The sequence below is a fragment of the Thermochromatium tepidum ATCC 43061 genome (assembly GCF_009664085.1).
GTDB lineage: Bacteria > Pseudomonadota > Gammaproteobacteria > Chromatiales > Chromatiaceae > Thermochromatium > Thermochromatium tepidum.
This window is the reverse complement of the sequence record NZ_CP039268.1, coordinates 822,976-849,840: the sequence shown is the minus strand read 5'-3', so window position 1 is coordinate 849,840 and position 26,865 is coordinate 822,976. Positions and strand designations below refer to the sequence as shown.

Sequence of the window (26,865 nt, the reverse complement as noted above, 5' to 3'; positions counted from 1 at the left end):
GATGACCCAAACCCTCGACGAATTCGCCGCCACCATCGTGCCGGCGCAGATGGGCAACGCCCGCATCGCCATCGACGCCTTCATCACCGCCTACAACAAGGGCGAGGCCGAATTGCTCGACATCCGTGTGCCGGAGGAAACCGCCGTCTGGCAGCTCAATTTCGGCCTGCACATCCCAGCCAACGAACTGCCGGCGCGGCTCGACGAGTTGCCGAAGGACAAGCTGCTGGTGGTCGCCTGTCCGCTCACCGACCGCTCCAACATGGCGCGCAGCTACCTCATCGCCCAAGGCTTCAACGCCAAGTACCTGCAGGGCGGCTTGCTCGGTCTGGTCGACCGCCTGAAAGGGGTCGGGGCGCAAGACATCCGTCTTGATCGCTGACCCGATTAGCAGACCCGGCTTGAGATTATCGCCACCTTTTGGTTGCCGGCTGATTCTGGTGGGATTGCTCGCCACCCAAGACGCGTCCACCGACGAAGGGCGGCTCTCTGGCCTGTCGGGGGGGGCGCTGTTTCGGGGCCTATGCCGGTGTGATTGGAGATCGTCCGATCACCTTACTCCTGACTCGCGACCAGCCCGACGACACACCGGACCTCTGGTACTCCTTCGACGATACCGGCCGGTACGACGCTGCGACCAATCGCTTTCGCTACGCGCGCCAGGTTCTGGAAGACGACGGCAGCGAAGGCGACGTGGTGCGATTCGTTGCGCGGGACGAGCAGACCGGAGAGGCCAGCAAACACTTCACGGGCCAATTCGATCCCGAGGGTGGTCTCCGGGGGGAGTGGCGGCAAGAATCGACGGACGTGGTACGCCCCTTTCGGCTCGAACCACTGACGGTACTGCGCCAGGGCCGTGATCCGAGGTTCGCCATCCGCATGGCGGTCTCTCAGGAACTCAAGGACGCCGCCCGGGCAGATTCATCCGTTGCGGCGATCCTTGAGATCGAGGGAGAGGATCCGATCCCGCTCAGCGGCGAGGGCGGCCTGGTCGTTGAGCCATTGACCGATTGCGGCCCCATCCCGTTCGATGTCGCGGTCCGGCGGCTGGTCGGGACGCCCGATCTCTACCTGATTGAGACCGAAGATCGCGGCGGTTGGGGGCTCACCGACCCCCGCTACTTGTTCTTCGTAAAACCAGGAGCGCTGGAGTCGCCGCTCCTTCTTGCCGCCGAGGTCTTCCGCCGCTCGACCTCCGTCGGACTGGGCTGGGATTGCGAAGACGACAGCTTGCGGTATTCCTACTCGGACGGTGTGCTGACCCTCGTCGACGAGAAGGATCAGACCCGGGAGATCGCACCTGAGCGCTATGGCATGGGGAGCTGTATCACGGTCGATCGGACACTGACGGTGAGCCGCTTTGAGGTGCGCACCGCCGGCGTCTGGTTGGACAAGTGGGTGGAGGTGCCGGGTGACGATCCCGGTGACTGCCATGAGGAGGATCAAGAGGAAGCGCGGCAGCGAAACGAGGCGCTGATGGCGGCGCCACCGGGCTGGGTCGTTCCGCCCCTGAAGCCGTGGCTGTTCGATGACGGACTCTCCGGCTGGCTGCTCGTCCCCAGGGATCCCGATGCACGAGGCTTGCGGATCAATCAGCGGCCCGATGATCCAGCGTTGAAGATCCTAACCGTCAACGATACGCGGATCGGCGATCGCACAACGCCACTTAAGGCGGAACACTACAACGGCCCGGATACGCCACTCAGGGCCGCCTGCTGGATCTACAATCGCACCGAGACCCCGGGGCGCTTCCAGCAGCGAACCTACCCTCCGCTCCCACTCTCGCACGGCTTTCGCCTACCGCCAGCGGCGGCGGACGACATCCCCGCCGCGGAGGTGATGGCGCTCGTCGAATTCGCCTACGATGATGGAAGCGGTCCCGTGTGGCGTTCCGACCGCCTGGAGGCGTCCTGGAGCAAGGCCGGCACGGCACTGGTCATGCGGCAAAACGGGCAACCGTTCATGCTGTTCGACGGCGAAGGCTGCTACCATCGTGACTTGAAGGAGTCGGGGCGTTGGGGCAGACCCTGGAGCGATGTTCGATACGACGAGCTGTTCGGCCCGTCCGCGGACGCCAAGGCGGGCGATCGACCCGAGTCGATTCCAGCCGAGAACACCACCGCAGACGGCCAAGCCGTTCTCCAGACCCCGTGAGTCCCACCCATGGAACTCCTACTGATCATTCCCTTTTACTTTCTGCTGTGCGGCGGTGGTGCCTTGATGGCCATTGTCGTGATGGCTCGCACCAGCCTGCGTCAGCCCCCGCCCGGCAAAACCCTTGTTCGCTGGGTGATCGTGCTTGTTTTATGTGCGGCCCAGGTGAGCTGTTGGGGCGCTGCCGAAGGATTCGGCCGCAATGTCGGCGGCGGGTCGGGTAACACGGGTGAACTGCAGTTGGCCCTGATCGGCGTTGGAGTCCTGTGGTTGATGCATCAAGTATGGCGACTGCTGTGGTCGCGTCGGTAACCTCGGTTGATGACCGGCGGCTGAGCGACGGGCGGTGAGGGCGATGAGGTGCATCCTTTTGCCGTCGTCCGCGTCTTCGCGTATGTCGGGGCCATTCGGCCCCTTTCGCCAAAGCACAACCCGGATCCTGCGATCCATGATCAAAGCCAACGATTTCTATGCGCACGGCCTTGCACTGTACGGCCATCAATGCCCGGCGATGCTGATGGGACTGCGCGGTCGGCTCAAACGCGCCGCCGAGGGTCAACGCCTGGCCCTCCTGGAACTGGCGAGGGCCATTGCGCCACCTGCCTTGCCGACGGCATCCAGATGGTCACCGGCTACACCCTCGGGTCCTGAGCGGAGCACCGGGATCCGCGAGGCGCGGTCGCTCGCATGATCCTCCTCGTTCTCACCGCCCTGATCGCCTTTGACCTGACCACGCTGTTTGGCATGGCCGGGGTGGGCGCGACCCTGATCCTGCGCCAGTCTCGAATCAGCATACACCCACCCACGATCAAGGATTTACCCGTATGCCAGCCCCTACCCCACGCCCGCTCTGGTTACTCCTGGCCCTGATCACAGCCGCTGTCGCGCTTGCCAGTCTGGTGCTCACGCCCTGGCTGGAGCTAGAGCCCTGCCATCTGTGCATCTTCCAGCGCACGCTGTTCATGTTGATGGCGCTCCTGGCAGCGCTGACGGCGGCGCTGTCGTATCCAGATTGGCGACGTCTCGGTGCACGGCTGACCGCCGTCCTTTTCCTGGTACTCGCCGTCCTCGGCAGCGGCGTAGCGGCCTATCAGAGCTGGCTGCAATGGCAGCCGATCGATCAGGCCTCCTGTATCGGCGGCCCGCTGGGGCCGATCGAGCGCCTGGTCGAGTGGCTCGGCCAGCAGTCACCCGCACTGTTTATGGCCAGCGGCCTCTGCGAGGACAAGCAGTTGGTGATCTTGGGGCTGTCGCTGGCCAATTGGGCCTTCCTAGTCTTCATCGGCGTGCTAGGGGGAGGCGCCTGGGCGCTGTGGCGCGACTGGCGTTCGATCCCTGCGTAACACGGGAGAACGAGCATGCTCAAGAACGTCCATTCTACCCGCGCCTTCATCGCCTTCCTGGTGACCTGGTCCTTCGTGGTGCTCACCCTGACCGGTCTGGTGCTCTATATCGTGCCCCATGGCCGGGTCGCCAACTGGATCTTCTGGACGCTGGCCGGGCTCGACAAGGACGGCTGGGCCGATATCCATATCCTGTTTGGCGCAGTCTTCATTGTCAGTGGCGCGCTGCATCTCTACTTCAATTGGAAGCCCTTCACCTGCTATCTGGCCGAACGGGTACGCGGCCATTTGACGCTCAAACGCGAGCTGATCACCTCGCTCGCTGCCGTCCTGCTGCTGGTGCTCGGGGCGCTGTTCGCGGTGCCACCGGTGAGCTGGCTGTTCGATCTCAACGACTGGGCCAAGTCCAGTTGGGGCCGTGCCCCCGGCCAGGAGCCGCCCTATCCCCGTGCCGAGGCCACACCGCTGCCGGTGCTGGCGCAACGGCTCGGTTTCGATCTCGAAACCGCCTGAGGCGCTGAACGCGGCTGGGATCTCGATCACGAAGTCGGACACGAACCTGGAGATCCTCGCGCGCACCCATGACACCACGCCCGCGGCGCTCTTCGCCCTGATTCCCCAAAAAACCGCCCCGGCGCCAAGCGCCAATAGCAACCCCCTGGAGATCGAGGCACGTCTGAGTGGCACCGGATTCGGCGGCAAGACCCTGGCTGCCTTCGCGATAGAGCAGGGTCTCGCACCCGACAGCGCCGTCGCACGGCTGGCCGCCATCGGCATCATGGCACACGGCGGGGACACGCTCAAACAGATCGCCGAGCGTCACGCGACCCGGCCGATCGAGATCGCCAAGGTGTTATTACTTCCGGGGTATCGACCCTCCGCCGATCCTGCGACATCACCGTCCCAATGAGGTCTATCGCCATGAATTGAGATCCCCCTCGCCGTACCTGCAAGGCGGCTTGCTCGGGCTAGTCGACACCGGCTGAAGGGCGTCGGGGCGCAAGACCTCTGTCTCGATCGCTGAGCCGAGGCGAAGCGCTTGAACACCCTGAGCCGGTTCAAGCCGAAAACCGCGACGCGCGCCGCTCGTTGGAGCCTGCCCAAGCCCACGCCGAAGAAGCTCCCACTCGACCTGGCGACTCTCTACCCGGCCTGCTTCGACGGCAAACAGCCGCGTCCGCTCAGTTCAACCTGCATCCTCAGTTCTTGACAGCCCATAGCGTTTCATCTTCTGCCACAGCGTCTTACGGCTGATGCCAAGCCGGGCAGCGGTCTGGGTCATGCGATAGTCCTGTTCGACGAGCGCGGCCAGGATCGTGGCCCGCTCACCGGCCTCGGTCTGCTGTCTGAGGCTGGTTTCCGCCAGTGCGGTGTCGGTCGATCTCAGCCGCAATCGCTCGCCCTGCCCGAGGATGCAGGCGCGTTCGAGCGTATGCTGTAACTCGCGCACATTGCCCGGCCAGGGCTGATTCAGTAACCACTGGCGGTCCGCCGCTTCGAGCCGGCGACGCTCATCCGGAAAGCGCGCGCCATGCTCGGCCAGAAAGCGCTCGGCCAGCCAGAGGATGTCTTCGGGACGCTCTCTGAGCGGTGGGATCGCGATCTCTAGCACCCGCACCCGGTAGTAGAGATCCTCACGAAAGTGCCCAGCGCGCACCAGGGCGGCCAGATCGCGATGGGTGGCGCACACCAGACGCGCCCCGACTTCAACCGGCTCGACGCCGCCGATCCGGGTTAGTTGGCGTGACTGCACCACCCGCAGCAGGCGCGACTGCAGGGCCAGCGGCATATCGCCGATCTCATCGAGAAAGAGCACGCCTGCGCCGGCCTGCTCGAAGACACCGGGGCGACGGCGCTCGGCCCCGGTGAAGGCCCCACGCTCATGGCCAAAGAGCTCGGCCTCGATCAGGGTCTCGGGCAGTGCCGCACAGTTGACCGCAACGAAGGGCGCCTGCGGGCACTGACGCCGATGCAGGGCGCGGGCAACGACCTCCTTGCCCACGCCCGATTCGCCGCTGATGAGAACGGGCGTCTGCGGATGACGCGCCAGACGGTCGAGCTCGGCCTCGATACGGCACATCGCAGGTGAGATCCCCAGGCGTTCGTGCTCGCTGACCTCCTGGCGCACGTCGCGGCGGGGCGCACTCGTGGCAGCGAGTGCACGCAGCTTATCGATGAGCGCGCCCGGATCGAGGGGCTTGGTCAAATAGTCGGCGGCGCCGAGCTTGAGCAGACGCACCGCGTCCTCGATGGTGCCATAGCCGGTGATGAAGAGCGTGGGCAGCAGATCGACACGCGAAGCGATCAGGCGCTCAAAGAGGGCGATCCCGGACAGGTCGGGCAGATTCACGTCGATCACCGCGAGCTCGACCCCGGTCTCACGCAGCGCCGCCAGCCCAGCGCGCCCGGTGCGTCGCCAGTCCACGGCGAATCCTTCCAGGGTCAGACGCTCCACCAGCGCCTCACCCATGATGGCGTCGTCCTCGATCAGACAGACCCGCGTCATATCGCCCATCTATTTCGTCCAATCCAGTTAGCTGTCACGCACCAATCCCGCAGGACTTCACTCCAGTCGCTCCAGGGCCACTTTAAACGATTGCTTCGCAGCCGCACTCCAGCGCAATTTTGACCGGCGAAACCTGACGGATCGCGCCGTCCTTGCGCACATGCAGCACCAACAGTGTCGCCGGATCAAACACCACAACATCCTTGACGCCCTGCGACAGATAAAACGGCGGACCGATTTCAAGGTCCTTGGCCTCGTAGCCCTTGCTGACCACCTCGATGACAGCCTCCGGGATCAGGGTCAGCACGCTATCCTGCTGATCTTCGGGCGGCTCTCGGCAAAAGATCGAGATATCCGGTCGTTTCAGGCCGCCGGCGAATTGAACATAGACATCGATGGCGTAGATACAGCCGCAGGCGTCATCCGTGTCGCGGGTACCGCGCAGACTCCTGACGATGCGGTCGATCTGCTTCTGATGTCGGTAGACGGGTTGCGCCTCCCAGATGGGCAGACCATTGACGATTTCGAGACGAATGCCGAGCGCGTCGGCCTGTAACAGGGTACTGGGGATCGTCATGTCGTTGCACGCTCCATGCCGGGTCGGATAGACATTGCCGGCTTGACATCCTCCCCGGCCTTCCGTCCGGAGATTGCTACGGCGCTTTAAGGCGCGGCATTGAGCCGCCCTTAAGTCGCTTCGATGGGTTCCTGGGCCGAGTGCGCAACCGCTGCTCGTCTCTCCACAGGCGTGACTTCCGGCGTGCCCCGCCGTAGGTCGCCTTGGGTATCAGCGACAACAGGATTGTAGGACGGCTGCGCCGTCCGCGCGATCCTTCCTTGGCCTGAAGGCCAAGGCTTGCCGCGCACCTGGTCAAGGGCCTGAGTTGCCCGGAGGTACGCCAGGCCGTCGATTTGCATCAGGGCGCAGACTGGATCTGGAATGCTGGTCGGATCTGAAGGGCCGCGCCCCGACCAGGGTCCCCAGCAGGGGACCATCGACCGCCCCAGTCGACTCCTCAACCGGCTGAGGGACCATCAAATCCAAAAGGAGAGACCAAGCACCATACCAATGAGCAACAGCGCTGGTACGAAACCTGTGCTCAACACCGGCCCCCAGAATGGCCAGCGTCGGATAGCGGACATCTGAAGCTGTCTTGCCGTCATCACCGGATTCTGTATCATCGTGAATAAGTGCCTGATCCAGGCGCTCAAGGTCGCCACGCCGGATTACCCCGTTGCTCGCGCAGACGCTGCACCTCGGCGAGGCAACGCCAGTGACAGGCCAGCCGATGATAGGCACACAGCTGCTCGGGTTCCCGACAATCGGTGGGATGCAGGCACAGCGCCTCGATATGGCATAGGATGGTCTCGGCCAGCGCAACCGAGCGCTCGTGCACATACTGATGGATGAGATCGGCGAGGCGTCGGCGCAGGTGCGCGGGCTCCAGTCGTGTGAGGTCGTCGAGTTCCAGGTGATGTGTCAGAGCGGACATGGCGTGTTTCTCCCGAGCTTACGCAGTTGAGGAAACACCCGACGTGGCGATCCGGTCTGGAGTGGCTGGCGGGTCTATTTGATAATGGTTCTCATTTTACTGCAAAAACGCGCCCTGTCAATCTGTTTTCCAGGTCCAGACAGTCGAGCGTTTGCGTGCGATCCTGAGTGCCCTGTCATCGTCATGAGGATTCCCCCATGCCCACACTGCGCCTGCTGACCAACGTCGAGATCGCCCCCGAGTCCCGCCCCGAGCTGTTGGCCCGTGCCTCGCGCCAGGTCGCTGACCTGCTCGGCAAACCCGAGTCCTATGTCATGGTGATCCTGGAGAGCGGGCGCGACCTGTTGTTTGCCGGGACGTCTGACCCGTCCGCCTATCTGGAACTCAAGAGCCTGGGTCTGCCCGAATCGCGGACACCGGAGTTCTCGCGCGCGCTCTGTGGCCTGCTCGCCGAGACCCTGGCCATCCCGCCTGAGCGGGTCTATATCGAGTTCTCTTCCCCACCCCGCCATCTGTTCGGTTGGAACAACGCGACCTTCTAACTGGCGACAACGTCCTTGACCAAGATGGCGTCCTCGTCGCCCGCTTCATCGGTCTGTTGTAGCCACTCATGGCTGCCGTTGGGACAGATGTAGAGATCCCCATCGGGATTGTCCAGCGAGCTGTGGGGACAGGGTGGAGGTCTGGTCAAGACCGCACAGGGCGATGTCAACTTCAACGAGGACTCTGTCATGTTCAAACGCAATGCGATTCGGATCACAGCCCTTGCGGCCCTCGGGATACTGTCGGTCTTGTGGGGAGCGGTCCGGGCTGACCAGTCACCGCCGACGGGAGTGGCAGCAAAGCTGGAGGTCAAGGTGTTGGAAGCTCGGCAGCAGACAGGTTACGAAGCGCTCTACCGGATGGAGGTCATTTCTGTATTGCAATCCAGCCTCCGGCTGAAGCCGGGCGACATCATCCAGGTGCGCTCCCGCCTCACTCCAGAGGCGCAGGATCAGGGTCTCAAGATGCGTGGTTGGATCGGGATCACCGATCTCAACCCAGACCCCAGGGCCACTGGCCCTGAGGCCCATCTCCAGTTCGTCGTGACGGGCGCGGGAGACGGCTTCGCCGAGCTTCCACCAACGCCACCCTCATTACGCTGGATCGAATATCCACGCGAGGGCAGTGAATGAACACCGAGATCGTTGGAAAGTGCTGGAACTGCGAGGCCGCCCTGAGCCAATCGGACTACGGGCGCGAGGCGAGCTGCCTGGCTTGCGGCAAGCCGACCCACGTCTGCCGCAACTGCCGCCACTATGCCAGGGGCCGCCCCAACGATTGCCTGGAGCCCCTGGCCGAGCGCGTGCTCGACAAGACGCACGCCAACTTCTGCGAGCATTTTGAACCCAGCCTGACTCCAGCGGCAGGGGCCTCCCCGGCCCCAGAAGACTTGGCCAAAGCCGCGCAGGATCTGTTCAAATAGCCCAGCATCGGGTCGGATCACTCAGGTGACTGACCCTCCCGCCCCGCTACCACGGCCAGCGTCCCTCTAGTTCCACCTGAAGCGCCATGCTCGGGAAGGTCCGAATCAGCACGATCAGGCCCAGCACCATCACGCCCTCCAGCGTCGGCGGCACGGCCAGGGCGCGGATGCTGTCGGCCGCGACCAGCAGTTCCAGGCCCAGCAGGATGCCGCGCCCCAGATCCTACCGCAGTCGGTGGTATGGATCGCTCTGTGCGCAGCGCTACATCAGATCGCGCGCGCCGGCGATCAGGATACCGGCGACGATGACCAGCACTCCGGCACCGTCGATCAGCCGGTCGATCCATTCGACGAGGTCTTTGAGGTGGCTCATGGTTGTATCGGTCCCTCAATCTCACAGCCGGCGTTCACCGATCTGGGTCACGCGCGACCCGGCGTACTCCAGCCTAAACCCGCCTTTCAGGTAGCCCCAGTTCGCCATGAGCGCGATGTCGATCCGATCACAGGGCTGAAGCGCCTCGGCCTGGGCCGTCAGATCGATTCCACCATCGAAGGCCATTGGAACGGCCTGTCCGGCGATCCGGGCCGACCGGACCACACCGTTGTGGACCACCAGATCCGCGCAGGTTCGGCGTGAATCCCGATTGGAGACCGACACCATCGCGATACGATCCGCCGGCAGCGGAATGATGAAGGGCGATCCGCCGAGGGTGAAGGACGCCGCGACCTGTTCAACGGCCTTCTCCAGTTGCCGAGCATCCCAGGCAATCAGGCCCATGAGCACCAGCAGGGGAAGACCCAACAGCAGGCCGATCCATTTCAGGAGTTTGATGAGAAGGCGCATGGCTGTCGGGCCTTCCGGTCTTCCTCGGTCTTGATCTCGCGGGGGACGCCGATACGCCTCGATCACCTGTCTTGGATGGCGCCGCTTGGAGACAAATACTTTGGGATATCATCCGGCGTCATTCAAGCACACAATCCACCATGAATCCTCAACCCCTGACGCACGGAGACATCGATATACACTTACTGCAATCCCGTCACTGTCCGAGACGACATCGCCCGCACCATCCGTAATAGGCCGCGCCCCGGCCGCCGAGGTCGAGCGGGGGAGATGACAAAGCCGATTTGATCCGAGTTGGTCGCTGAACTGGGGCAAAACTGGGGCACAAGAAAAACGGCTTAGACGGGAGACCGTCTTAAGCCGTTGTTTTATTGGTCGGGGCGAGAGGATTTGAACCTCCGACCACCTGAACCCCATTCAGGTGCGCTACCAGGCTGCGCTACGCCCCGTTGAAAAGAGGTGAGATCATACGCTGCGGCACAGCCTGCGTCAACGCCGCAGTACATGCAGGATCTCTTCCAGTTCGAGCCGTATCTGTCTCAGGATTTGATGGGTCTGACTGAGATCCTGCTTGGCGCCCTCGCCGCTGAGCTGCTGACGGGCGCCGCTGATCGTAAATCCCTTCTCATAGAGCAGACTGCGGATCTGGCGCACCATGAGCACGTCATGTCGCTGATAGTAGCGACGATTGCCGCGCCGCTTGACCGGCTTGAGCTGCGGGAACTCTTGCTCCCAGTAGCGCAGCACATGCGGCTTGACGCCGCACAGCTCGCTGACCTCGCCGATGGTGAAATAACGCTTGCCGGGGATCGGCGGTAGTTCGCCGTCGCTCGCTCCGATCAGGCTATCGCTCGGTTCCCGCATAGGCCTCTACCCTCGACTTGAGCTTTTGGCCCGGCCGGAAGGTCACGACACGGCGGGCTGTGATGGGGATCTCCTCGCCGGTCTTGGGATTACGCCCTGGGCGCTCTTTCTTCTCGCGCAGATCAAAGTTGCCGAACCCGGACAGCTTGACCGGCTCGCCGCGCTCTAGGGCGGCGCGGATCTCCTCGAAGAACCGCTCGACGATGTCCTTGGCCTCACGTTTGTTCAGGCCAAGCTCTTCAAACAAATGCTCGGCCATGTCGGCTTTGGTCAACGCCATACCTGTTCAATCCCTCAAGCGTGCATCGAGTTCAGTGGTCAGGCGATCCAGGATCCGCCCCACCGTCGCCTCGATGATTTCGTCGGTAAGTGTCTGAGAAAAAGACTGTAAAATCAATCCTAAAGCGAGACTTTTTCGACCTTTTTCGATGTTCTGACCGGTGTAGACATCGAACAGGATCAGGTCGCGCAACAGGTCGGAGGCCGCCGAGCGGATGCAGTGCTCGACCGCTTCATAACTGACCCCTTGATCGACCAGAATGGCCAGATCGCGCCGGATACTGGGGTAACGCGAGATCCTGGCATAGCGCGGCAACACACCAGGTGTCAGCGGGACTAGATCAAGCTCGAATAGGAATACATCGCCGTTCAGATCGAGCCGTGCGGCAAGCGCCGGATGCAGCATCCCAATCAGACCGACCGCCCGACCGGCGCGCTCGATACGAGCGGTCTGGCCCGGATGCAGCGCCGGATGCTCGGCGGGCACGAAGTGGAACTCAGCCAGGACGCCGGTCTGGGTCAAAAGCGCCTCGACATCGGCCTTGAGATCAAAGAAATCGACACCCTGCCCTTTCTGGCCCCACTGCTCCGGCAGCCGGTCGCCGACGACCAGGCCGGCGATCCCCGGGGTCTGGGTCAGCCCTTCAGGGCCGAAGCGAAAACGCAGGCCGGTCTCGAAGATCCGCACACGCTCCATCTGTCGTGCCTGGTTGTAAAGGGTGGTTTGCAGCAATCCGGGCCAGAGGCTGGTGCGCATGACCGAGAGCTCGGCGCTGATCGGATTGGCCAGTTTGAGTGTCTCGACGCCTGGCTCGACCAATTCCTGGAGCTCGGGACTGACAAAGCTATAGGTAATGACCTCCTGAAACCCACGCTCGACCAGCGTCAGCCGGGCCCGATCGAGTTCGAATCGGGTCTCGGAGTCAGGTTGGATGGCCGTCGCCGAGCCGGCCCGATTGACCGGGATCCGGTCATACCCATAAATACGCCCGATATCGGCGATCAGATCGACCTCTTGCACCAGATCGAACCGTGCGCTCGGCGGCCTGACCTGCCAGCCGCCCTCACATCGCTCGACGGTCATACCGAGCCGTTCGAGGATGTCCTCGATGGTCGCATCGGACAGTTGCAGCCCCAGGATTCGCGCCACCCGCTCGGCACGCAGATGGAGCAACCTCGGACGTGGCAGATGCTCGGGGGCGCTGATCTCGCACACTGGGCCTGGCTCGCCACCGACGATGTCGAGCAGCAGGCGTGTGGCGCGTTCGATCGCTCGCACCTGGAGTTCGGGATCGACCCCGCGCTCGAAGCGATGCGCGGAATCTGTGTGCAGCCCGTAGCAACGCGCCTTACCGCTGATGGCAAGCGGAGTAAAGAAGGCGCTTTCGAGCAGGATGTCGCGCGTCTCGGCGCTGACGGCGGATTCCGCACCCCCCATGATACCGGCCAGCGCCACCGGGCGCTCGGCATCGGCAATGACCAGGGTGTCGGCGCGTAGTCTCACCTGTTCGCCGTTAAGCAGCGTCAGGGTCTCGCCGGCGATCGCCCAACGCACCCGGATCTCGCCCGCGAGCTTGGCCAGGTCGAAGCCATGCATCGGCTGACCGATTTCGAGCAGCACATAGTTGGTGACATCGACCACCGGGCTTATGGCACGAATGCCGCCGCGCCGCAGGCGCTCGCGCATCCACAGCGGCGTGGTCGCAGCTGGATCAATACCGCGGATGACGCGGCAGACATAGCGCGGGCAGGCCTCGGGCGCCAGCAACTGGACCGGGAAGCGCTCATCCGTGGTCGGCGCGACAGGGTCGATGGCTATAGGCATCAGGGGCATGCGATTGATCACCGCGACCTCGCGCGCCAGCCCCACCAGCCCGAGACAGTCACCGCGATCGGGTGTCAGATCGACCTCAATGCACTGATCGTCGAGCGCCAGCCAGGCGCGGAAATCCTCACCGATCGGCGCCTCTGGGGGCAATGGCAGGATCCCCTCGGAGGATTCGGCCAGACCCAATTCGCTCGCCGAACAGATCATGCCGAACGATTCGATCCCGCGCAGCTTGGCAGGCTTGATCTTGAAATCACCCGGAAGACAGGCCCCAATGGTTGCCACGGGTACCTTCATGCCGACGGCGACATTGGCCGCGCCGCAGACGATCTGGAGTGGAGCGTCCTCACCGACATCGACTGAGCAGACATGCAGCTTGGCGGCATCCGGATGTGGCTCGACGCTGAGCACCTGCCCAACCTTAACCCCACTGAAAACTGGGGCCGCAGGTTCAATCGCGTCGACCTCTAGCCCAGCCATGCTGAGTTGATCGGCCAGGCGCTGGGTATCCAGCGGCGGATTCACCCATTCGCGCAGCCATGCCTCACTGAATCGCATGTCCCACTCCCTATCCCGACGCCTGCTTGGCCTCGGGCAAAATTGAAATCAGATGATTGATGTCTGACCCCGACGGACGGCGCAGGTGCGGCTCGATCCGGTCGCCGGTCACAGCACACTCAGCGGAACTGACGCAGATAGCGCAGATCGTTGTCGAAGTTGAGCCGGATGTCGTCGATGCCGTAGCGCAACATGGCCAGCCGCTCCACGCCCATGCCGAAGGCATAGCCGAGATGACGCTCGGGGTCGATGCCGACATGACGAAAGACCTCGGGATAGACCATGCCGCAACCGAGCACCTCTAGCCATCCGGTCTGTTTGCAGACACGGCAGCCGTCGCCATCGCACATCACGCACTGGATGTCGACCTCCGCCGAGGGTTCGGTGAAGGGAAAGTAGGATGGACGGAAACGCAGCCTGAGGTCGCGCTCGAAGAAGTTGGTCAGGAAGGCGTAAAGTACACCCTTGAGATCGGCAAAGCTCACCTCCTCATCGACCAACAACCCCTCGACCTGATGGAACATCGGGGTATGGGTCAGATCTGAATCACAGCGATACACCCGCCCTGGTGCGATCACCTTGAGCGGCGGTGCCTGTTGTTCCATCACCCGGATCTGCACCGGCGAGGTATGGGTGCGCAGCAGCCGCTCGGCATCGAAATAGAAGGTGTCATGCATCGCCCGTGCTGGATGGTGCTCGGGGATGTTGAGCGCCTCGAAGTTGTGATAGGCATCCTCGACCTCTGGTCCCTCGACCACGGCAAAGCCGGCGTTGACAAACAGCCGCTCGATACGCCGCAGCGCGCGGGTGATGGGATGCAGCCCACCGGGCGCCTGACCGCGCCCGGGTAGGGTGACGTCGATGCGCTCAGCGGCCAGACGCGCGGCGAGGGCGGCCTGTTCGAGCTCAGACTTGCGCGTCTCGATCGCCTGCTGCACAGCGTCCTTGGCCCGATTGATGGCTTGGCCGGCAGCTGGACGCGCGTCCGGCGGCAGGGTGCCGAGCTGCTTGAGCAGGGCGGTCAGCTCTCCGCTCTTGCCCAGATAGCGCACACGCACCTGATCGAGCGCCGCTGCGTCGGCAGCCTGAGCGATGGCCTGGATCGCGGCCTCCTGGAGCGACTGGATACCGAGCGCGGTCTGTTCGGCCATGAGGTTCTCCAAAAAAGCGACTCACCCAGCCACCAAGTCCATGACCATGGCTGGGATCCGAAATAGACAGGATCGACAAGATTTTCCAGGATGGAGAGGATTGAAATATTTGGAATAATCCTGTCAATCCAGTCCATTTTCAACTAGATCAACGCAAAGAGGGAAAGACCAGAGCCTTTCCCTCCAGTGCGACAACGACTCACGCCGGATCAGGCCAGGGCAGCCTTCGCCTGCTCAGCCAGCGCCGCAAAAGCGAGGCTATCGTGATAGGCGATATCGGCGAGCATCTTGCGATCGACCTCGACACCGGCCTTCTTTAGCCCATCGATCAAGCGGCTGTAGGATAGACCGTTCTCACGCGCGGCAGCGTTGATACGGGTGATCCAGAGCGCGCGGAAGTCGCGCTTTTTCTGACGACGGTCACGATAGGCGTACTGGCCGGCCTTGATGACCGCCTGCTTGGCGACCCGGAAGACCTTGCTTCGGGCTCCATAATAGCCCTTGGCCTGTTCGAGGATCTTCTTGTGCCGCGCATGGGCGGTGACGCCGCGTTTGACTCTTGGCATTCTCTCGCTCTCCGGTCTGGGGGTCAGTGCAGTCTAGCAGTATGGAATCATGCGGCGCGCGGCACGCAGATCCGATTGATGGATACGCTGGGGGGCGCGCAGTTGACGCTTACGCTTGGTCGACTTTTTGGTCAGGAGATGACGACGGTGCGAGGCGTTGCACTTGACAGCACCGGAAGGCGTGCGCTTGAAGCGCTTCGCGGCTCCTCGATTGGACTTGATCTTGGGCATGGGATTATTGACTCCGCTATTTGCCGATGAGTAGGAAGCGACGATAGGCGCGAACCCCAATGAAACCAAGAACGCATCGGGCACCGCCTGGGTGCCCGATAACTGACTCGATTTAATCTGGGGATCCGGACGGCTTAATGTGCCGGAGCGTCGCTATTTCTTTTTGGGACCGAGCACCATGACCATCTGCCGGCCTTCCATGAGCGGCTGCTGTTCAACGATGCTGATATCGGCCAGGTCGTTCTCGATCCGCCGCAGCAGATCCAGCCCGAGTTCGCGGTGGGCATGTTCGCGCCCGCGAAAGCGCATGGTGACCTTGGCCTTGTCCCCATCATTCAGGAAACGGGTCAGGTTGCGTAGTTTGACCTGATAGTCTCCCTCGTCCGTCCCTGGGCGAAACTTGATTTCCTTGATTTGGACCTGCTTTTGCTTTTTCTTGGCCTCGCTCTTCCTTTTTTTCTGATCGAAGAGAAACCGACCGAAATCCATCAACCGACACACCGGAGGTTCAGAGGTGGGCACGATCTCGACGAGATCGAGCCCGGCTTCCTCGGCCATGGCCAGGGCCTCACGGGTACTGACGACTCCGATCTGATTTCCATCCGCGCCGATCAGTCGGACCTCCGGGATGTTGATCTCTCTATTGACGCGGTTTCGCTTTGGGGCGGCGATAGCAGGTTCCTCCAAAAACTCAAATTAAATGCAATCTAAGCGAACTGACCGATGGTGCGGTTCGCCTCTTGACCATCCATCAATGGATTCGATTTGCGACGTCCTGGTTTAGACGATCGATGAAGGCATCAAGGCTACAGGAGCCAAGATCCTGACCCTGGCGGTTGCGGATCGATACTGTGTGGGTCTCAACCTCACGATCTCCGACCACGGCCAGATAGGGAACCCGCTGCAGGGTGTGTTCGCGGATTTTAAAGCCGATCTTCTCGTTTCTCAAGTCAGACTCGGCGCGGAAGCCCTTGTCACGCAAGGTTTTAACCACCTCCCTGACATACTCGGCCTGGCGGTCGGTGATGTTGAGCACCACGGCCTGGACCGGGGCGAGCCAGACCGGCAGCAGACCGGCATAGTGCTCGATCAGGATGCCGATGAACCGTTCGATCGAACCCAAGACGGCACGGTGGATCATCACCGGCGTCTGCTTACTGTTGTCCTCGGCGATGTAGTAGGCGCCCAGACGAGCGGGCATCGAGAAATCGACCTGGATGGTTCCGCACTGCCAGGCGCGCCCGAGGCTGTCGCGCAGGGTGAACTCGATCTTGGGGCCATAGAAGGCGCCCTCGCCCGGCTGAATGCGGTAGGCCAGACCCTTGGCGTCGAGCGACTGGGCGAGCGCGGCCTCGGCCTTATCCCAGAGCTCATCGCTACCGACCCGCTGTTCGGGACGCAACGACAGGGCCAGATCGATTTCGTCAAAGCCGAAATCCCGATAGGTCTCAAACACCATGTCGATCAGGGTCGCGACCTCGGATTGGAGCTGATCCTCGGTGCAGAAGACATGGGCGTCGTCCTGGGTGAAGCGGCGCGCGCGCATCAGACCATGCAGTGTGCCGGAGGGCTCGTTGCGATGCACCACCCCGAACTCGGCCAGGCGCAGCGGCAGGTCGCGATAGCTCTTGAGCCCCTGGTTGTAGATCTGGATGTGACCAGGACAGTTCATCGGCTTGATGGCGAAGTCACGGTCGTCGAGCCGGGTGGTGAACATGCCGCCGGCGAACTTGTCCCAGTGGCCCGATCGCTCCCACAACGAGCGGTCGAGCACCTGCGGGGTTTCGACCTCCTGATAGCCGTATTCGGCGAGCTTTTCGCGCATATAGGCCTCGGCGAGACGGTAGACCACCCGACCCTTGGCGTGCCAAAAAACCATGCCGGGGGCCTCGTCCTGGAAGTGAAACAGGTCGAGCTGTCTGCCGAGCCGGCGATGGTCGCGCCTTTCGGCCTCTTCCAGGCGATGCAGATAGGCGTCGAGTTCCTTCTTGTCGCGCCAGGCCGTTCCATAGATGCGTTGCAGCATGGCGTTGCGCGAGTCGCCGCGCCAGTAGGCACCAGCGAGCTTCGTCAGCTTGAAGGCGTGGCCGAGCTTGCCGGTGCTCGGTAGGTGCGGACCGCGACAGACATCGAACCAATCACCCTGACGGTAGATCGAAACCTCCTCGCCCGGCGGAATGAGGTCGTCGATGATCTCGACCTTGTAGTGCTCGCCCCGTTCGGCGAAGAGCCGCTTGGCCTCCTCGCGATCCAAGACCTCGCGCACGATGGGTAGATCGCGCTCGACAATCTCGTGCATGCGCGCTTCGATGCGCTCCAAGTCGGTGGGCGTGAAGGGCTCATCGCGGGCGAAGTCGTAATAGAAGCCGTTTTCGATCGCCGGGCCGATGGTGACCTGGGTCCCCGGATAGAGCTCTTGGACGGCCTGCGCCATCACATGGGCCGCATCATGACGCAACAGTTCGAGCACGAACTCCTCGTCCTTGCGGGTGACGATCGCCAACTCGGCGTCGTGGTCAAGGATGTAGGAGGTATCGACGAGCCGACCGTCAACGCGACCAGCGAGCGCGGCCTTGGCCAGACCTGGACCGATGGCAGCAGCCACCTCCTGGACGCTGACAGGGTGCTCGAAGGCGCGCCGGGATCCATCGGGGAGCGTAATCAGGGGCATCTTGAATCCTGGGTTTCAGTGGCGATCGATACGAGGGATCGCGTGAGTCGATTAGCGCGGTCTCTGAACGAGGGACAATAAAAAACTGCCAGCTTTCAGCCGGTTTTCGCTGAAAAGCGGATTGCTGAAGGCTGGCAGTGGGTGTTGGTAGGCGCGATTGGACTCGAACCAACGACCCCCACCATGTCAAGGTGGTGCTCTAACCAACTGAGCTACGCGCCTGTCGTTAAGAGCAAGATATGCTAATACCTTACGTTGAGTGCTGCAAGCCTTTTTCGAGCTGACCTATTTCCATCCCGAATAACACACACTGAATGTCTAATCCTCATTGGAAACAGGCGATCTCAGACCCAACCGCTGGACGACCGGCCTGGTCCTGGCGGACGATGGAGCGGTCCGCATGGCACCGCTCTTGCGGCTGCCGTCACTGCTCGCGTCGATGGGCGTGGATCCAGACGGTGTGATCCGCGCGGGCGGCGCCAACCCGACCGCCTTCGACGATCCGGACAAGACCCTGCCCTTTCCGGTACTGGGCCGCCTGCTCGACCACTGTGCACGGGCGACCGGCTGCCCGCACCTGGGTCTGGAACTCGGGCGGCACTCGGGGCTAGATGCGCTGGGCGGCCTGGGGGGAGATCGCCCAGACCGCGCCGGATCTGGGTAGTGCCTTGCAGTTCTTCGTCCTGCACCTGCATCTACACGATCGCGGGGCTGTGCCCCTGTTCTGGGAACGCGGCGGCCAGGCGATGTTCGGCTATGTCATCCATTGGCCAGGAGTGTCAGAATTTTTGTGTGTGAGGCATCCGGCCCGGTCGCGCGGCACCTCGATGCGCCACGGCCCGTCTTCGGTCAGCACCGTCTTGCCGCTGACGCCGTTGCGGTGGTTGCCGGCTCCAGTCGGCTTCTCGGCGCCGGGCAGGTAGCCCAGGTGGTGGCTCAATTCGGCCCTCAGGGCGCGCTCGATCAACGCCTTCTTGAAGGCCATCGACGCGGCATTGATCGCTTCCGCCGTCATCGGCCCGATGACCATCTGGTCAAGCACTTCTTTCGGGATCGACGACAATTCGACCGCCACCTTCTTCTTGCTGCTCTTGCTCGGCATACATGCTCCTTCCCAACATGTGATGCCTCACACACAAAATTCAGGACAGGCTCGCTTGAAGCAGCGCATGGATCACGGCACGCAATACACCGCCGACGACTTCCTGAAGCAGATCGAGTTCTGGGGGATCGACAAGAGCTTCGCCTTCGTGGCGGAGCCCCAGACCAACGGTGTGGCCGAGCGCTTCAACCGGACACTGAAGGAACAGGCCATTCATGGTCGCGTCTTCCGCAATCTCGAAGCGGTGCGTCAGGCCGTGACCGAGTTCCGGGATCGTTACAATCGCCACTGGCGTCTCGAGAAACTGGGCTTCATGTCACCCCTGGAAGCCCGTCGGTCTTATGCCATCCGCAAGACCGCATGAGCTGCAAATCTGTGTCCAAAAAATTGGGGGCGGTACACAACGACGAGTGACCCCTACAGCGCCGATACACGCAGCTTGAGTGCCTGCAGTTCCTCTGCGATACTGCTTGGCCTCGGCTGTCTGCTGTGCAGCGCTGAGCCCCGGGCGCATCTCAGCTCTTCCGGGATGTGACAATTAAGTCTATTTGGAATATCGGCATGAGACCGCCGACAAGGATGGGATACAAGGAGGCCTGCCTTGGTCCTTGCCTACCGGGCGCCATCGATAACCGGCGACTGTGCAGCGGCAGGCGCCGCGCCTGCGCTCGCGGAACGGGTCGGCGCGGGTGCCACGGCGGGCGGCGTCGCCGGCTTCGGCGCGTCGATCTGGCGCTGCATGCCAAGCGGACGGCCGCCGCCGAGACGTTTCGCTTCGGCGTCCGGCGCGCCCAGCCCGAGCGTCAAGGCCAACGCGGCTGCGGCAAGCAAGGCAAACATTTTCATGATGCGATCTCCTCTGAAGTGGGTGAATGCCTAACGGTGGCGGTGAGCGGCGGTGGCAAGCGAATGCGAGCCAGCCGTCCGCTCGACCGCCTTGTTAGCCAGAGCCCGCCGATGTGTGACGCGGGCAAAAATGGTCACCGAGGGTACGAAGAACGGCAGTTCCCTCACGCAAAAGGCGCTCCATCAGTTCAGGTTTTCTCTGGGCGCTCGCTCCAAGGCCCGCCAGAATCTTGTCGTAGCCACTGCCCTTGCGATGTCCGGCGCCCGAGGAACGAAGAGCCTGGAGATCTCGAAGGAATTGGATCACAGCGGCCGTCTGCGGAAAGCCCTTGCCTCCAAGGAAACGTTCAAGCTTCGTGATTCCCTTCTCGTCCTTCTGCCCCGGTCCCGCGTGGGAGACAAGCGCGTGCTCGTTCAGCGAGTCGACGAGGAGCTTCGTGAGCGCAAGAATCTGCTGGTCCAACTCGGACTGCGAGTTTGTAACCGGAACGCGAACAGTGGCGAGAAGGTATTCGTCGCCGGCCCGAGGCTCAAGAAAGAGAGGCCATCCCATTGTCTCGCGCCAGGCGGTGTTGAGCCGCTGGTACTCTGCCCGAAAGAGCAGATCTGCAGCTTTAGGAGGCGCAAACTGGGCAAGAAAGCTGCGCCGAAAGTTCGTCTCGCTGACGCCGCCCTGGGGAGGAACGTTGAACTGCCTCCAGTGGAGACGCTCCTCGTAAGGGAGATCGCGGCCAAGGTCCCCGAGGAACACGACTACATGCGTTGGGTGGTTATTATCGATTTGCACGCTCCACAGGCCAAAACAGCCTAACAGGCCGTCGGACACGGAATAGCGGTCCGGATCTGCATAGTACTTCGAAAGAACCTCTTTCCTGAAATAGACCGGCGTGAGATAGTTCGGCGCGCCGGGGTTTGCACCAAAGTAGTTGGAGAGCTTGTCCGGGTGAGACGTGAACTCGCGTGGCGTGCCGTCCGGATTGACGCCAATGACGAAGGACACCTCAGCCTCAGGCTTGCGCTCATCGAATGGCCACTTGCCGCACTGCTCAAGTGAAGGAGGGGAAACAAGAACCTTGCCCAGCAGCCGGGAGAAGGTGCGGTAACCGGGCTGGAAGTCACACTTCACAACGTGCCGGAAATACCGTGATCGGTCATCTGCGTGCTTCAACTCCCGCTGGTCTTCAAGAATATCTTCGACCGGGATCAGAGAGTAGCGGACAACATCGAAGAAGATGGCGAGGTGCTGCTGCGTCGCCGCAAGGAACTGAAGCAAGTAGGGCAACTGAATCTCTACGGCGTGCTCCTGGATTTGGGCGACCTTGATTGGGTAGCCAGACCTATCGAAGTCGAGAAGCACCCCGCGCTCACGATCCTCAGCGAGGTTGTGGAAGTGACGGAACTCCTCGCAGATCTCGATGTAGGAAGGCCAAGCGCCGTGAAAGTGCCTGTAGATGACCAGGGGACGAATCTCGCCAAAACCGCCAAATCTGTGATAGGTCGTGACCTCTGTACCCTGCCTCCAAGACTGACTGAAGCCAGGAAGTCCATCGCCTATGCTCAAGTCCCAGCTCTCCTGCGTCAGTGCGGTAGCTAGATCCGCAGACGGCAGCAGTGCGGAGTAGATGCCGAACCTGTCAGGATTGCCGTCCCTGCTCGCGTAAACTACCTGCCACTGATTCTGACCAAGCGTGGGCAGGAAATCCCCAAGAGCCTTCGCAGCGTCCGCGTAGGAGAGCCACTGCTTCTGACCAAGCGTGGGCAGGAGATCCCTGATCAGGTCATCCTGAAGGATGTATGCCGGATCGAGTCGGATGTCAGTTTTCATAGGCGTCTGAGTTTCCGGTTCTGGCTAACTATTGTTTATATGGTTTCCGCGTAACTGTTCAGGCACCCCCGGGGAAGCTACCCCGAGAAATTCGGCTGAGGGGTGTTGCCCCTGAACACTTGGATGAGGGATTGGAAGAGGTCGAAGTGCTGCTTCTGCAGGGTGGCGAGGTAGGAGCGGATGGTGCAGAAGGCTAAAGCGCCTTCGGTGGTGCGGAAGCAACCGGCGATCTTGTGCTTGACCTTGGGCATGCGGATCGCTTGTTCGGCAAGGTTGTTACTGAACGGAACGCGTGGATCGGTCGTGAAGCGCAGGACATCGTCGGCATGATCACGCAATCGTCGGTAGAGATTGAACGGCACGCTTTGCGCCGTGCGCCCGCGTCTGCCGCTGGCGGGTTTCTCTGGATTGGCGGCGGCCGCTTCAGCAAGGATCGCCTCGTAGTGAGTGCGGATCGCCTGGATGCGCTGGGCCGTCAGCGGCTGGCCATGGGCGGCCACCGTTTCATGGTGGGCAGAGACCAACAAATCGATCATGCGCTTGGCCCACGCTTGTCCGCATTCCTCATGGACGAAGGTCAATTCACGCAGATGATGGGCGTTGCACAGCGCATGGGTGCAGGTCAGTTCCCGATACGAGGCCCAGCCGTCATGAACCAGCGTTCCCTTGAGCCGATACAGCAGACCGAAGTCCTCAAACGCCGCCTTGCCGCGCTTGGCATGCAGACCCAGCCAGGTCAGGGTGTCGGTCACCGCGGTGTGCAGCCAGTTGAGCTTGCCTGCCACGCGAAAGCCAGACTCGTCGGCGCCCGCGACATCCGCCTGAGCGACCGCATCCGCGATCCGCGCGACCGTCGGAGCCAACCGCTCACTCGCCTCCCCGATCATGGCCTGAACCGTGCCGGTCGAGATCGGCACACCATACAGGTCTGCAAGGACGTTGGCGGTGCGCGCCACGGGCAGCATGTGGTGCTGCGTCAGATAGACCGCCTGCGCCTTGACGCCGGGGCCATATTGAACCGGGGCCGTGACCTCGGGCGGGAATTCGCTGCGGTGCAGTTTGCCGCAGGTGCAGCGCAGCGCGTGAATCCGGTGCTCGGTCACTTCCATTGTCACCGGCGGCAGATCGAAGACCTGGCGGATTTCGGTCGTGGCCTGCCCCGTGAGCGATTCGCCGCAGACGTCGCATACCTCGGGCAGTGGATGATCCACCACGTGATCGGGCTGCGCCACTTGCTTGAGCGTCGAACCGGAATGACCCGGCTGACCGCCAGGCGGTCGGCTTCCCTGCTTGCGCATCGACTTCGTCTTCTTCAAGCCTTCGGCCGAGGATGGAATGCTCGAGTTGCGGCTGTTCTTCGCCATCTGCCCGCGCAGATGGGCGACTTCCCCCTGCAGCCGGGTCACTTCCGCTGTCAGCCGGACGACTTCCTGGCGCAACGCGGTGACCCAATCCCACAGCAGATGAATGAGTGCGTCTTTCTCCGCGTGCGTCAGGTCAGCAAGATCGGGCAGTCTTTCCATGCCGCTTATTGTCAGCTGTCCTTCCCGTTCTTAAACCCGGACCAGAGACTCTTTTATGGGGAACCTGAACAGTTACGTTTTTATTTCATACACGTCCTTCATTGCCTGAAAGGGCGTGCGTGCGCCAAGCGAGGGGAGTGGCCGGTGGATCATTAGTGTGCCTGCCAGACAGAGCGGTCGATCGTCTGCTCCCAGGATTCGCCATCCTTGAAGTGATGCGCGTGCAGAATATCGGCGAGACGACCGTTGAAACGCTCGACCATGCCATTCGTTTGCGTTTGAGGCGGGCGGGTCAAGCGATGTTCGCGGCCCAAGGCCGCGCAGAGCTGGTCGAACTCGTGCCCCCCTGAAGCGGCCTTTTCACGGCTGCCGAACAGGCGATCGGTGAATTCCTTACCGTTGTCGGTCAGGATTTTCTGCACCCTCAAGGGCGATGTCTCGGCCAGATATTTGAGGAAACGTCGGGCACATTCAGCCCTCTAGCAGGCATCACCTTGTGAAAGACCAGGCGGGTCGTGTGCTCGATGGCGATGAAGATCGACACTTGGTTTCACCCGGCATCTGTGGCAAGGAAGGGGGCGTATGGAGCACAATCAATAGACCCCTTTCCCATCGCGTCTCGGCCAGATTGGCCGCACGACCTTGGGCCATGATCGAGCATCACCCCCGCGCCACCATGACCACCATCCGCGAATCCGACTTCATCCAGAGCATCGCCGACGCGCTCCAGTTCATCTCTTATTACCACCCGCGCGACTACATCCAGGCGCTTTCTGCCGCCTATGAGGCCGAGGAGTCGCCCGCCGCGCGCGATGCCATGGCCCAGATCCTCTACAACTCGCGGCTGTGCGCCGAGGGCCGGCGACCGATCTGTCAGGACACGGGTGCAGTGGTGGTCTTTCTCAGGGTCGGGATGGAGGTGCGCTGGGACACCCAGCGTGGCTTACAGGCCCTGGTCGATGAGGGGGTACGCCGCGCCTACCGGCATCCGGACAATGTGTTGCGCGCCTCGATCGTGTCACCGCCGATCGGGGCGCGCCAAAACACCGGCGACAACACCCCAGCGGTGGTCCATGTCGAGCTGGTACCCGGCGACCGGGTCGAGGTGCGGCTGGCGGCCAAGGGCGGCGGTTCGGAGAACAAGGCCCGCTTCGCCGTCCTCAATCCGAACGCCGACCTGGTCGACTGGGTGTTGAAGACGGTGCAGGGACTGGGTGCAGGCTGGTGCCCACCTGGGATGCTCGGCATCGGTATCGGCGGCTCGGCCGAGAAGGCGATGCTGCTTGCCAAGGAGGCGCTGCTGGCGCCCATCGACATCCATGAACTCAAAGCGCGCGGCCCCGCCGACCCGATCGAGGCGCTGCGTCTGGAGCTCTTCGACAAGGTCAACGCGCTCGGTATCGGTGCCCAGGGACTGGGCGGCCAGACCACGGTGCTGGACGTCAAGATCCGGACCTACCCCACCCATGCCGCCTCGCTCCCGGTGGCCCTGATCCCCAACTGTGCCGCCACCCGCCACCTGGAGTTCGTCCTCGATGGATCTGGCCCCGTTCAACTGGAGCCGCCGCGTCTCACGGACTGGCCGGCGATCATCTGGACGCCCGACAGCACCGCACGCCGGGTGAATCTCGATCGAGTCACGCGCGCCGAGATCGCCGACTGGCGGGTCGGCGAGCGATTGTTGCTCTCGGGCCGGCTGCTCACCGGGCGCGACGCGGCGCACCAGCGACTCGCCGAGCTCCTGGCGCGCGGCGAGGCCCTGCCCGGGGGGCTGGATCTTACGAATCGCCTCATCTATTACGTCGGTCCGGTCGATCCGGTGCGCGATGAGGTCGTCGGTCCAGCCGGACCGACCACGGCGACCCGGATGGACGGATTCACCGAGGCCCTGCTCGACCAGGGTCTGATCGGGATGATCGGCAAGGCCGAGCGTGGATCCGAGGCGATCGCGGCGATCAAACGCCACGGCGCGGTCTATCTGATCGCGGTCGGCGGGGCGGCCTATCTGGTCTCAAAGGCGATCCGCTCTGCGCGTCTGGTTGCCTTCGAGGACCTCGGGATGGAGGCGATCCGCGAGTTCGAGGTCTGCGACATGCCGGTCACGGTCGCGGTCGACAGCCGGGGCGAGTCGATCCATCAGACCGGACCGGACGCCTGGCGCGGGCGGATCCCCGGCATCACTCCGGCCCGGACTTGAGCAGACGCGACTTCATGCGCCGGATCCCAAACCAGGCGATCAACACGATCAGCGGAGCAGACAGTCCAGTGACATAGGTCGCATCGATGTGCCGACCGTGGGCCTCCAGTCCCTTGAGCAGATAGGCCAACAGTCCGACGCCATAGTAGCCGATGGCGATGACCGACAAACCCTCGACGGTCTCCTGGAGCCGCAGTTGCAGCTTGGTGCGCCGGTTCATCGATTCCAGCAGACTGCGATTTTGCTTCTGCAGCTCGACCTCGACGCGCGCGCGCAGCAGGCTGGTCAGACGGGCGGCGCGCTCGGCCAGCCCCTGTTGACGCTTGGCCGTCGAATCACAGGTCGCGACCGCCGGGGCCAGGCGTGCGTCAAGGAACTCGGTGAAGGTCTGCAAGCCCTCGATGCGCCGCTGACGCAGCTGATCCAGACGCTGCATGACCAGATTGTAATAAGCGCGCGAAGCCTCGAAACGGTAGCTGGTCCGCGCGGCCACCGCCTCGATCTCGGCGGCCAGATCGGTCAGTTCGGCCAGTAGATCGCTTTCTAGAACCTCCTGACCTCGATCCTCCTGACAGGCCATGCGCGAGGAGACCGCCACAAGACGCCGCTCGGCGTCGCTCAGACAGACATTGGCCTCACGCGCCGGCGGCAGTCCGAGCAGCGCCATGGCCCGATAGGAACTGACCTCCAGGAGGCGCTTGGCTAGACGTCCGGCTTGGTTCGGCGACAATCCCTGATCGCGCAACAAGAGGCGCGAGAAGCCGTCCTCATGGATGCGTAGATCCGAATAGGCCCGCGCAAGTCCGCCAACCACCTCGGAACCAATCACCGGATGGCCGCCGAATAGTGCCGTCAGCTCATCGAGCGAATACTCGGGTGTGTCAGCCGGTTCGAGCGCCAGCGAGATCGCGGCGATGACCTCGCCTGGTATCTCAGCCAGCCAATCCGCGGGCAATTGGGTGATAACCGGATCGGCGAAGGGGTGTGTGAAGGGGCCGGGCAGACTGAAGGTATAGCTGACGAACTCGGTATGGCGCTCCCAAAGTATCCGGAGGTCGCCAAGACTGACCAGATAATATTGCTCGATACGCTCCGGGCGCGGTATGCCGTGGCGTTCGAGCAACTCATGTAGATGGCGCACAGTGCGGCCACTGCCGCGCTCACCGCAGACGGCGGCGACATGCGAGAGCCGCGCCGGCGCGCGAAGCGGCATGTAGGTGCGCACATGGAGCTCATTGACGAGCTGATGGCGTAGCGGATGCTCCTTGAAGGGCAAGGACATAGGTGCGTTCTCCTGAATGGAACGATCAGTGACTCCGCCATCAGTATCGCCCTGAACCCGCCCCCGTTGGAACCAGGCCAAGCTCGAACCTCTCACTGGACAACGCAGACGCTTGACTCGACATACACGAATGGCAC

The 26,865-nt window shown here is 62.5% G+C and carries 31 protein-coding genes, 2 tRNA genes and 1 pseudogene; 13 read left to right on the top strand and 21 right to left on the bottom strand.

What is annotated here, in order from left to right:
• The first annotated feature begins 1 nt into the window (after position 1).
• The 7 genes from E6P07_RS03895 to E6P07_RS03865 all read left to right on the top strand — a co-directional run bounded on the left by E6P07_RS03895 (position 2) and on the right by E6P07_RS03865 (position 4,407).
• Positions 2-382, top strand: a complete 381-nt coding sequence (locus tag E6P07_RS03895; RefSeq protein WP_153974402.1) for a rhodanese-like domain-containing protein — start codon at positions 2-4, stop codon at positions 380-382.
• 149 nt (positions 383-531) lie between these two features.
• Positions 532-2,154: a hypothetical protein gene (locus E6P07_RS03890; RefSeq protein WP_153974401.1), complete on the top strand. Its 1,623-nt coding sequence runs from the start codon at positions 532-534 to the stop codon at positions 2,152-2,154.
• Positions 2,155-2,163: 9 nt separating this feature from the next.
• A complete protein-coding gene (locus E6P07_RS03885) occupies positions 2,164-2,466 on the top strand; it encodes a hypothetical protein (protein WP_153974400.1) in 303 nt (100 codons plus the stop codon).
• Between the two features lie 136 nt (positions 2,467-2,602).
• Complete coding sequence (locus E6P07_RS03880) at positions 2,603-2,845, top strand: hypothetical protein (RefSeq protein WP_153974399.1); 243 nt, start codon at positions 2,603-2,605, stop codon at positions 2,843-2,845.
• 133 nt (positions 2,846-2,978) lie between these two features.
• A complete protein-coding gene (locus E6P07_RS03875; RefSeq protein WP_153974398.1) occupies positions 2,979-3,497 on the top strand; it encodes a disulfide bond formation protein B in 519 nt (172 codons plus the stop codon).
• Between the two features lie 15 nt (positions 3,498-3,512).
• Positions 3,513-4,010 (top strand): DUF4405 domain-containing protein, encoded by a 498-nt coding sequence (locus E6P07_RS03870; RefSeq protein WP_153974397.1) that lies wholly within the window; start codon positions 3,513-3,515, stop codon positions 4,008-4,010.
• Complete coding sequence (locus tag E6P07_RS03865; protein WP_153974396.1) at positions 3,946-4,407, top strand: hypothetical protein; 462 nt, start codon at positions 3,946-3,948, stop codon at positions 4,405-4,407. The genes E6P07_RS03870 and E6P07_RS03865 overlap by 65 nt, the downstream gene beginning before the upstream one ends.
• Before the next feature lie 276 nt (positions 4,408-4,683).
• On the opposite strand, the gene E6P07_RS03860 is transcribed toward E6P07_RS03865, so the two are convergent.
• From E6P07_RS03860 to E6P07_RS03850, 3 genes are all read right to left on the bottom strand, one after another.
• Positions 4,684-6,012, bottom strand: coding sequence for a sigma-54-dependent transcriptional regulator (locus E6P07_RS03860; RefSeq protein WP_246172918.1), 1,329 nt, complete (start codon positions 6,010-6,012; stop codon positions 4,684-4,686).
• A gap of 73 nt (positions 6,013-6,085) precedes the next feature.
• Positions 6,086-6,580 (bottom strand): Uma2 family endonuclease, encoded by a 495-nt coding sequence (locus tag E6P07_RS03855; RefSeq protein WP_153974395.1) that lies wholly within the window; start codon positions 6,578-6,580, stop codon positions 6,086-6,088.
• 631 nt (positions 6,581-7,211) lie between these two features.
• Positions 7,212-7,496 carry an ATP dependent RNA helicase gene (locus tag E6P07_RS03850; RefSeq protein ID WP_153974394.1) on the bottom strand — a complete coding sequence of 95 codons (285 nt, stop codon included), beginning with the start codon at positions 7,494-7,496 and terminating at the stop codon, positions 7,212-7,214.
• A 197-nt stretch (positions 7,497-7,693) separates the two neighbouring features.
• Between E6P07_RS03850 and E6P07_RS03845 the strand changes: the two genes are divergently transcribed.
• The 3 genes from E6P07_RS03845 to E6P07_RS03835 all read left to right on the top strand — a co-directional run bounded on the left by E6P07_RS03845 (position 7,694) and on the right by E6P07_RS03835 (position 8,961).
• Entirely contained in the window at positions 7,694-8,038 is a 345-nt protein-coding gene (locus E6P07_RS03845) for a phenylpyruvate tautomerase MIF-related protein (RefSeq protein WP_153974393.1), read from the top strand.
• Between the two features lie 189 nt (positions 8,039-8,227).
• Complete coding sequence (locus tag E6P07_RS03840; RefSeq protein WP_153974392.1) at positions 8,228-8,671, top strand: hypothetical protein; 444 nt, start codon at positions 8,228-8,230, stop codon at positions 8,669-8,671.
• Complete coding sequence (locus tag E6P07_RS03835; protein ID WP_153974391.1) at positions 8,668-8,961, top strand: hypothetical protein; 294 nt, start codon at positions 8,668-8,670, stop codon at positions 8,959-8,961. Before E6P07_RS03840 ends, E6P07_RS03835 begins: the two co-directional genes overlap by 4 nt.
• A 46-nt stretch (positions 8,962-9,007) precedes the next feature.
• Here E6P07_RS03835 and E6P07_RS13845 read toward each other — a convergent pair whose 3' ends face one another.
• From E6P07_RS13845 to E6P07_RS03775, 12 genes are all read right to left on the bottom strand, one after another.
• Positions 9,008-9,130, bottom strand: a complete 123-nt coding sequence (locus E6P07_RS13845) for a DUF1622 domain-containing protein (protein WP_343031249.1) — start codon at positions 9,128-9,130, stop codon at positions 9,008-9,010.
• Between the two features lie 225 nt (positions 9,131-9,355).
• Entirely contained in the window at positions 9,356-9,805 is a 450-nt protein-coding gene (locus tag E6P07_RS03825) for a hypothetical protein (protein ID WP_153974390.1), read from the bottom strand.
• Positions 9,806-10,177: 372 nt separating this feature from the next.
• Positions 10,178-10,254, bottom strand: a tRNA-Pro gene (locus E6P07_RS03820).
• Between the two features lie 40 nt (positions 10,255-10,294).
• Positions 10,295-10,669: a MerR family transcriptional regulator gene (locus E6P07_RS03815; protein WP_153974389.1), complete on the bottom strand. Its 375-nt coding sequence runs from the start codon at positions 10,667-10,669 to the stop codon at positions 10,295-10,297.
• A complete protein-coding gene (gene ihfA, locus E6P07_RS03810) occupies positions 10,650-10,949 on the bottom strand; it encodes an integration host factor subunit alpha (protein WP_153974388.1) in 300 nt (99 codons plus the stop codon). Before ihfA ends, E6P07_RS03815 begins: the two co-directional genes overlap by 20 nt.
• A 6-nt stretch (positions 10,950-10,955) precedes the next feature.
• Complete coding sequence (gene pheT / locus E6P07_RS03805) at positions 10,956-13,334, bottom strand: phenylalanine--tRNA ligase subunit beta (RefSeq protein ID WP_153974387.1); 2,379 nt, start codon at positions 13,332-13,334, stop codon at positions 10,956-10,958.
• 119 nt (positions 13,335-13,453) lie between these two features.
• Positions 13,454-14,485: a phenylalanine--tRNA ligase subunit alpha gene (pheS, locus tag E6P07_RS03800; protein WP_153974386.1), complete on the bottom strand. Its 1,032-nt coding sequence runs from the start codon at positions 14,483-14,485 to the stop codon at positions 13,454-13,456.
• A gap of 209 nt (positions 14,486-14,694) precedes the next feature.
• On the bottom strand, positions 14,695-15,051 hold the full coding sequence (gene rplT / locus E6P07_RS03795; RefSeq protein WP_153974385.1) for a 50S ribosomal protein L20: 357 nt from the start codon (positions 15,049-15,051) through the stop codon (positions 14,695-14,697).
• A gap of 33 nt (positions 15,052-15,084) precedes the next feature.
• On the bottom strand, positions 15,085-15,282 hold the full coding sequence (gene rpmI, locus E6P07_RS03790; protein ID WP_153974384.1) for a 50S ribosomal protein L35: 198 nt from the start codon (positions 15,280-15,282) through the stop codon (positions 15,085-15,087).
• 153 nt (positions 15,283-15,435) lie between these two features.
• Complete coding sequence (infC, locus tag E6P07_RS03785) at positions 15,436-15,969, bottom strand: translation initiation factor IF-3 (RefSeq protein WP_153974383.1); 534 nt, start codon at positions 15,967-15,969, stop codon at positions 15,436-15,438.
• A 64-nt stretch (positions 15,970-16,033) separates the two neighbouring features.
• Positions 16,034-17,953, bottom strand: a complete 1,920-nt coding sequence (thrS, locus tag E6P07_RS03780) for a threonine--tRNA ligase (protein WP_153974382.1) — start codon at positions 17,951-17,953, stop codon at positions 16,034-16,036.
• Between the two features lie 145 nt (positions 17,954-18,098).
• Positions 18,099-18,175, bottom strand: a tRNA-Val gene (locus E6P07_RS03775).
• 178 nt (positions 18,176-18,353) lie between these two features.
• On the opposite strand from E6P07_RS03775, the gene E6P07_RS03770 reads away from it, so the two are divergent.
• A complete protein-coding gene (locus tag E6P07_RS03770) occupies positions 18,354-18,617 on the top strand; it encodes an AraC family transcriptional regulator ligand-binding domain-containing protein (RefSeq protein WP_153974381.1) in 264 nt (87 codons plus the stop codon).
• 138 nt (positions 18,618-18,755) lie between these two features.
• On the opposite strand, the pseudogene E6P07_RS03765 reads toward E6P07_RS03770, so the two are convergent.
• Positions 18,756-19,055: pseudogene (locus tag E6P07_RS03765) on the bottom strand (transposase); the annotation flags it as partial.
• A 55-nt stretch (positions 19,056-19,110) separates the two neighbouring features.
• Between E6P07_RS03765 and E6P07_RS03760 the strand changes: the two are divergent.
• Positions 19,111-19,419, top strand: a complete 309-nt coding sequence (locus E6P07_RS03760) for an integrase core domain-containing protein (protein WP_162008595.1) — start codon at positions 19,111-19,113, stop codon at positions 19,417-19,419.
• 248 nt (positions 19,420-19,667) lie between these two features.
• Here the strand turns inward: E6P07_RS03760 and E6P07_RS03755 are convergent, their stop codons facing one another.
• From E6P07_RS03755 to E6P07_RS03740, 4 genes are all read right to left on the bottom strand, one after another.
• Positions 19,668-19,901 (bottom strand): hypothetical protein, encoded by a 234-nt coding sequence (locus E6P07_RS03755; RefSeq protein WP_153974379.1) that lies wholly within the window; start codon positions 19,899-19,901, stop codon positions 19,668-19,670.
• 94 nt (positions 19,902-19,995) lie between these two features.
• Entirely contained in the window at positions 19,996-21,726 is a 1,731-nt protein-coding gene (locus E6P07_RS03750) for a hypothetical protein (protein WP_153974378.1), read from the bottom strand.
• Between the two features lie 77 nt (positions 21,727-21,803).
• Positions 21,804-23,249: an IS66 family transposase gene (gene tnpC / locus E6P07_RS03745; RefSeq protein WP_153974377.1), complete on the bottom strand. Its 1,446-nt coding sequence runs from the start codon at positions 23,247-23,249 to the stop codon at positions 21,804-21,806.
• 152 nt (positions 23,250-23,401) lie between these two features.
• Entirely contained in the window at positions 23,402-23,671 is a 270-nt protein-coding gene (locus E6P07_RS03740) for a hypothetical protein (RefSeq protein ID WP_246172917.1), read from the bottom strand.
• Between the two features lie 254 nt (positions 23,672-23,925).
• On the opposite strand from E6P07_RS03740, the gene E6P07_RS03735 reads away from it, so the two are divergent.
• Positions 23,926-25,446 (top strand): fumarate hydratase, encoded by a 1,521-nt coding sequence (locus tag E6P07_RS03735; RefSeq protein ID WP_153976130.1) that lies wholly within the window; start codon positions 23,926-23,928, stop codon positions 25,444-25,446.
• On the opposite strand, the gene E6P07_RS03730 is transcribed toward E6P07_RS03735, so the two are convergent.
• Positions 25,427-26,728: a DUF3422 family protein gene (locus E6P07_RS03730; protein WP_153974375.1), complete on the bottom strand. Its 1,302-nt coding sequence runs from the start codon at positions 26,726-26,728 to the stop codon at positions 25,427-25,429. The two genes, E6P07_RS03735 and E6P07_RS03730, sit on opposite strands and share 20 nt — an antisense overlap.
• Positions 26,729-26,865: the final 137 nt, after the last annotated feature.

Coding starts and splice junctions, on each gene's coding strand:
- E6P07_RS03895 (WP_153974402.1), top strand. CDS start 2: ATGACCCAAACCCTCGACGAATTCGCCGCCACCATCGTGCCGGCGCAG.
- E6P07_RS03885 (WP_153974400.1), top strand. CDS start 2,164: ATGGAACTCCTACTGATCATTCCCTTTTACTTTCTGCTGTGCGGCGGT.
- E6P07_RS03880 (WP_153974399.1), top strand. CDS start 2,603: ATGATCAAAGCCAACGATTTCTATGCGCACGGCCTTGCACTGTACGGC.
- E6P07_RS03875 (WP_153974398.1), top strand. CDS start 2,979: ATGCCAGCCCCTACCCCACGCCCGCTCTGGTTACTCCTGGCCCTGATC.
- E6P07_RS03870 (WP_153974397.1), top strand. CDS start 3,513: ATGCTCAAGAACGTCCATTCTACCCGCGCCTTCATCGCCTTCCTGGTG.
- E6P07_RS03860 (WP_246172918.1), bottom strand. CDS start 6,012: ATGGGCGATATGACGCGGGTCTGTCTGATCGAGGACGACGCCATCATG.
- E6P07_RS03855 (WP_153974395.1), bottom strand. CDS start 6,580: ATGACGATCCCCAGTACCCTGTTACAGGCCGACGCGCTCGGCATTCGT.
- E6P07_RS03850 (WP_153974394.1), bottom strand. CDS start 7,496: ATGTCCGCTCTGACACATCACCTGGAACTCGACGACCTCACACGACTG.
- E6P07_RS03845 (WP_153974393.1), top strand. CDS start 7,694: ATGCCCACACTGCGCCTGCTGACCAACGTCGAGATCGCCCCCGAGTCC.
- E6P07_RS03840 (WP_153974392.1), top strand. CDS start 8,228: ATGTTCAAACGCAATGCGATTCGGATCACAGCCCTTGCGGCCCTCGGG.
- E6P07_RS03835 (WP_153974391.1), top strand. CDS start 8,668: ATGAACACCGAGATCGTTGGAAAGTGCTGGAACTGCGAGGCCGCCCTG.
- E6P07_RS03825 (WP_153974390.1), bottom strand. CDS start 9,805: ATGCGCCTTCTCATCAAACTCCTGAAATGGATCGGCCTGCTGTTGGGT.
- E6P07_RS03815 (WP_153974389.1), bottom strand. CDS start 10,669: ATGCGGGAACCGAGCGATAGCCTGATCGGAGCGAGCGACGGCGAACTA.
- ihfA (WP_153974388.1), bottom strand. CDS start 10,949: ATGGCGTTGACCAAAGCCGACATGGCCGAGCATTTGTTTGAAGAGCTT.
- pheT (WP_153974387.1), bottom strand. CDS start 13,334: ATGCGATTCAGTGAGGCATGGCTGCGCGAATGGGTGAATCCGCCGCTG.
- pheS (WP_153974386.1), bottom strand. CDS start 14,485: ATGGCCGAACAGACCGCGCTCGGTATCCAGTCGCTCCAGGAGGCCGCG.
- rplT (WP_153974385.1), bottom strand. CDS start 15,051: ATGCCAAGAGTCAAACGCGGCGTCACCGCCCATGCGCGGCACAAGAAG.
- rpmI (WP_153974384.1), bottom strand. CDS start 15,282: ATGCCCAAGATCAAGTCCAATCGAGGAGCCGCGAAGCGCTTCAAGCGC.
- thrS (WP_153974382.1), bottom strand. CDS start 17,953: ATGCCCCTGATTACGCTCCCCGATGGATCCCGGCGCGCCTTCGAGCAC.
- E6P07_RS03770 (WP_153974381.1), top strand. CDS start 18,354: ATGGCACCGCTCTTGCGGCTGCCGTCACTGCTCGCGTCGATGGGCGTG.
- E6P07_RS03755 (WP_153974379.1), bottom strand. CDS start 19,901: ATGAAAATGTTTGCCTTGCTTGCCGCAGCCGCGTTGGCCTTGACGCTC.
- E6P07_RS03750 (WP_153974378.1), bottom strand. CDS start 21,726: ATGAAAACTGACATCCGACTCGATCCGGCATACATCCTTCAGGATGAC.
- tnpC (WP_153974377.1), bottom strand. CDS start 23,249: ATGGAAAGACTGCCCGATCTTGCTGACCTGACGCACGCGGAGAAAGAC.
- E6P07_RS03735 (WP_153976130.1), top strand. CDS start 23,926: ATGACCACCATCCGCGAATCCGACTTCATCCAGAGCATCGCCGACGCG.
- E6P07_RS03730 (WP_153974375.1), bottom strand. CDS start 26,728: ATGTCCTTGCCCTTCAAGGAGCATCCGCTACGCCATCAGCTCGTCAAT.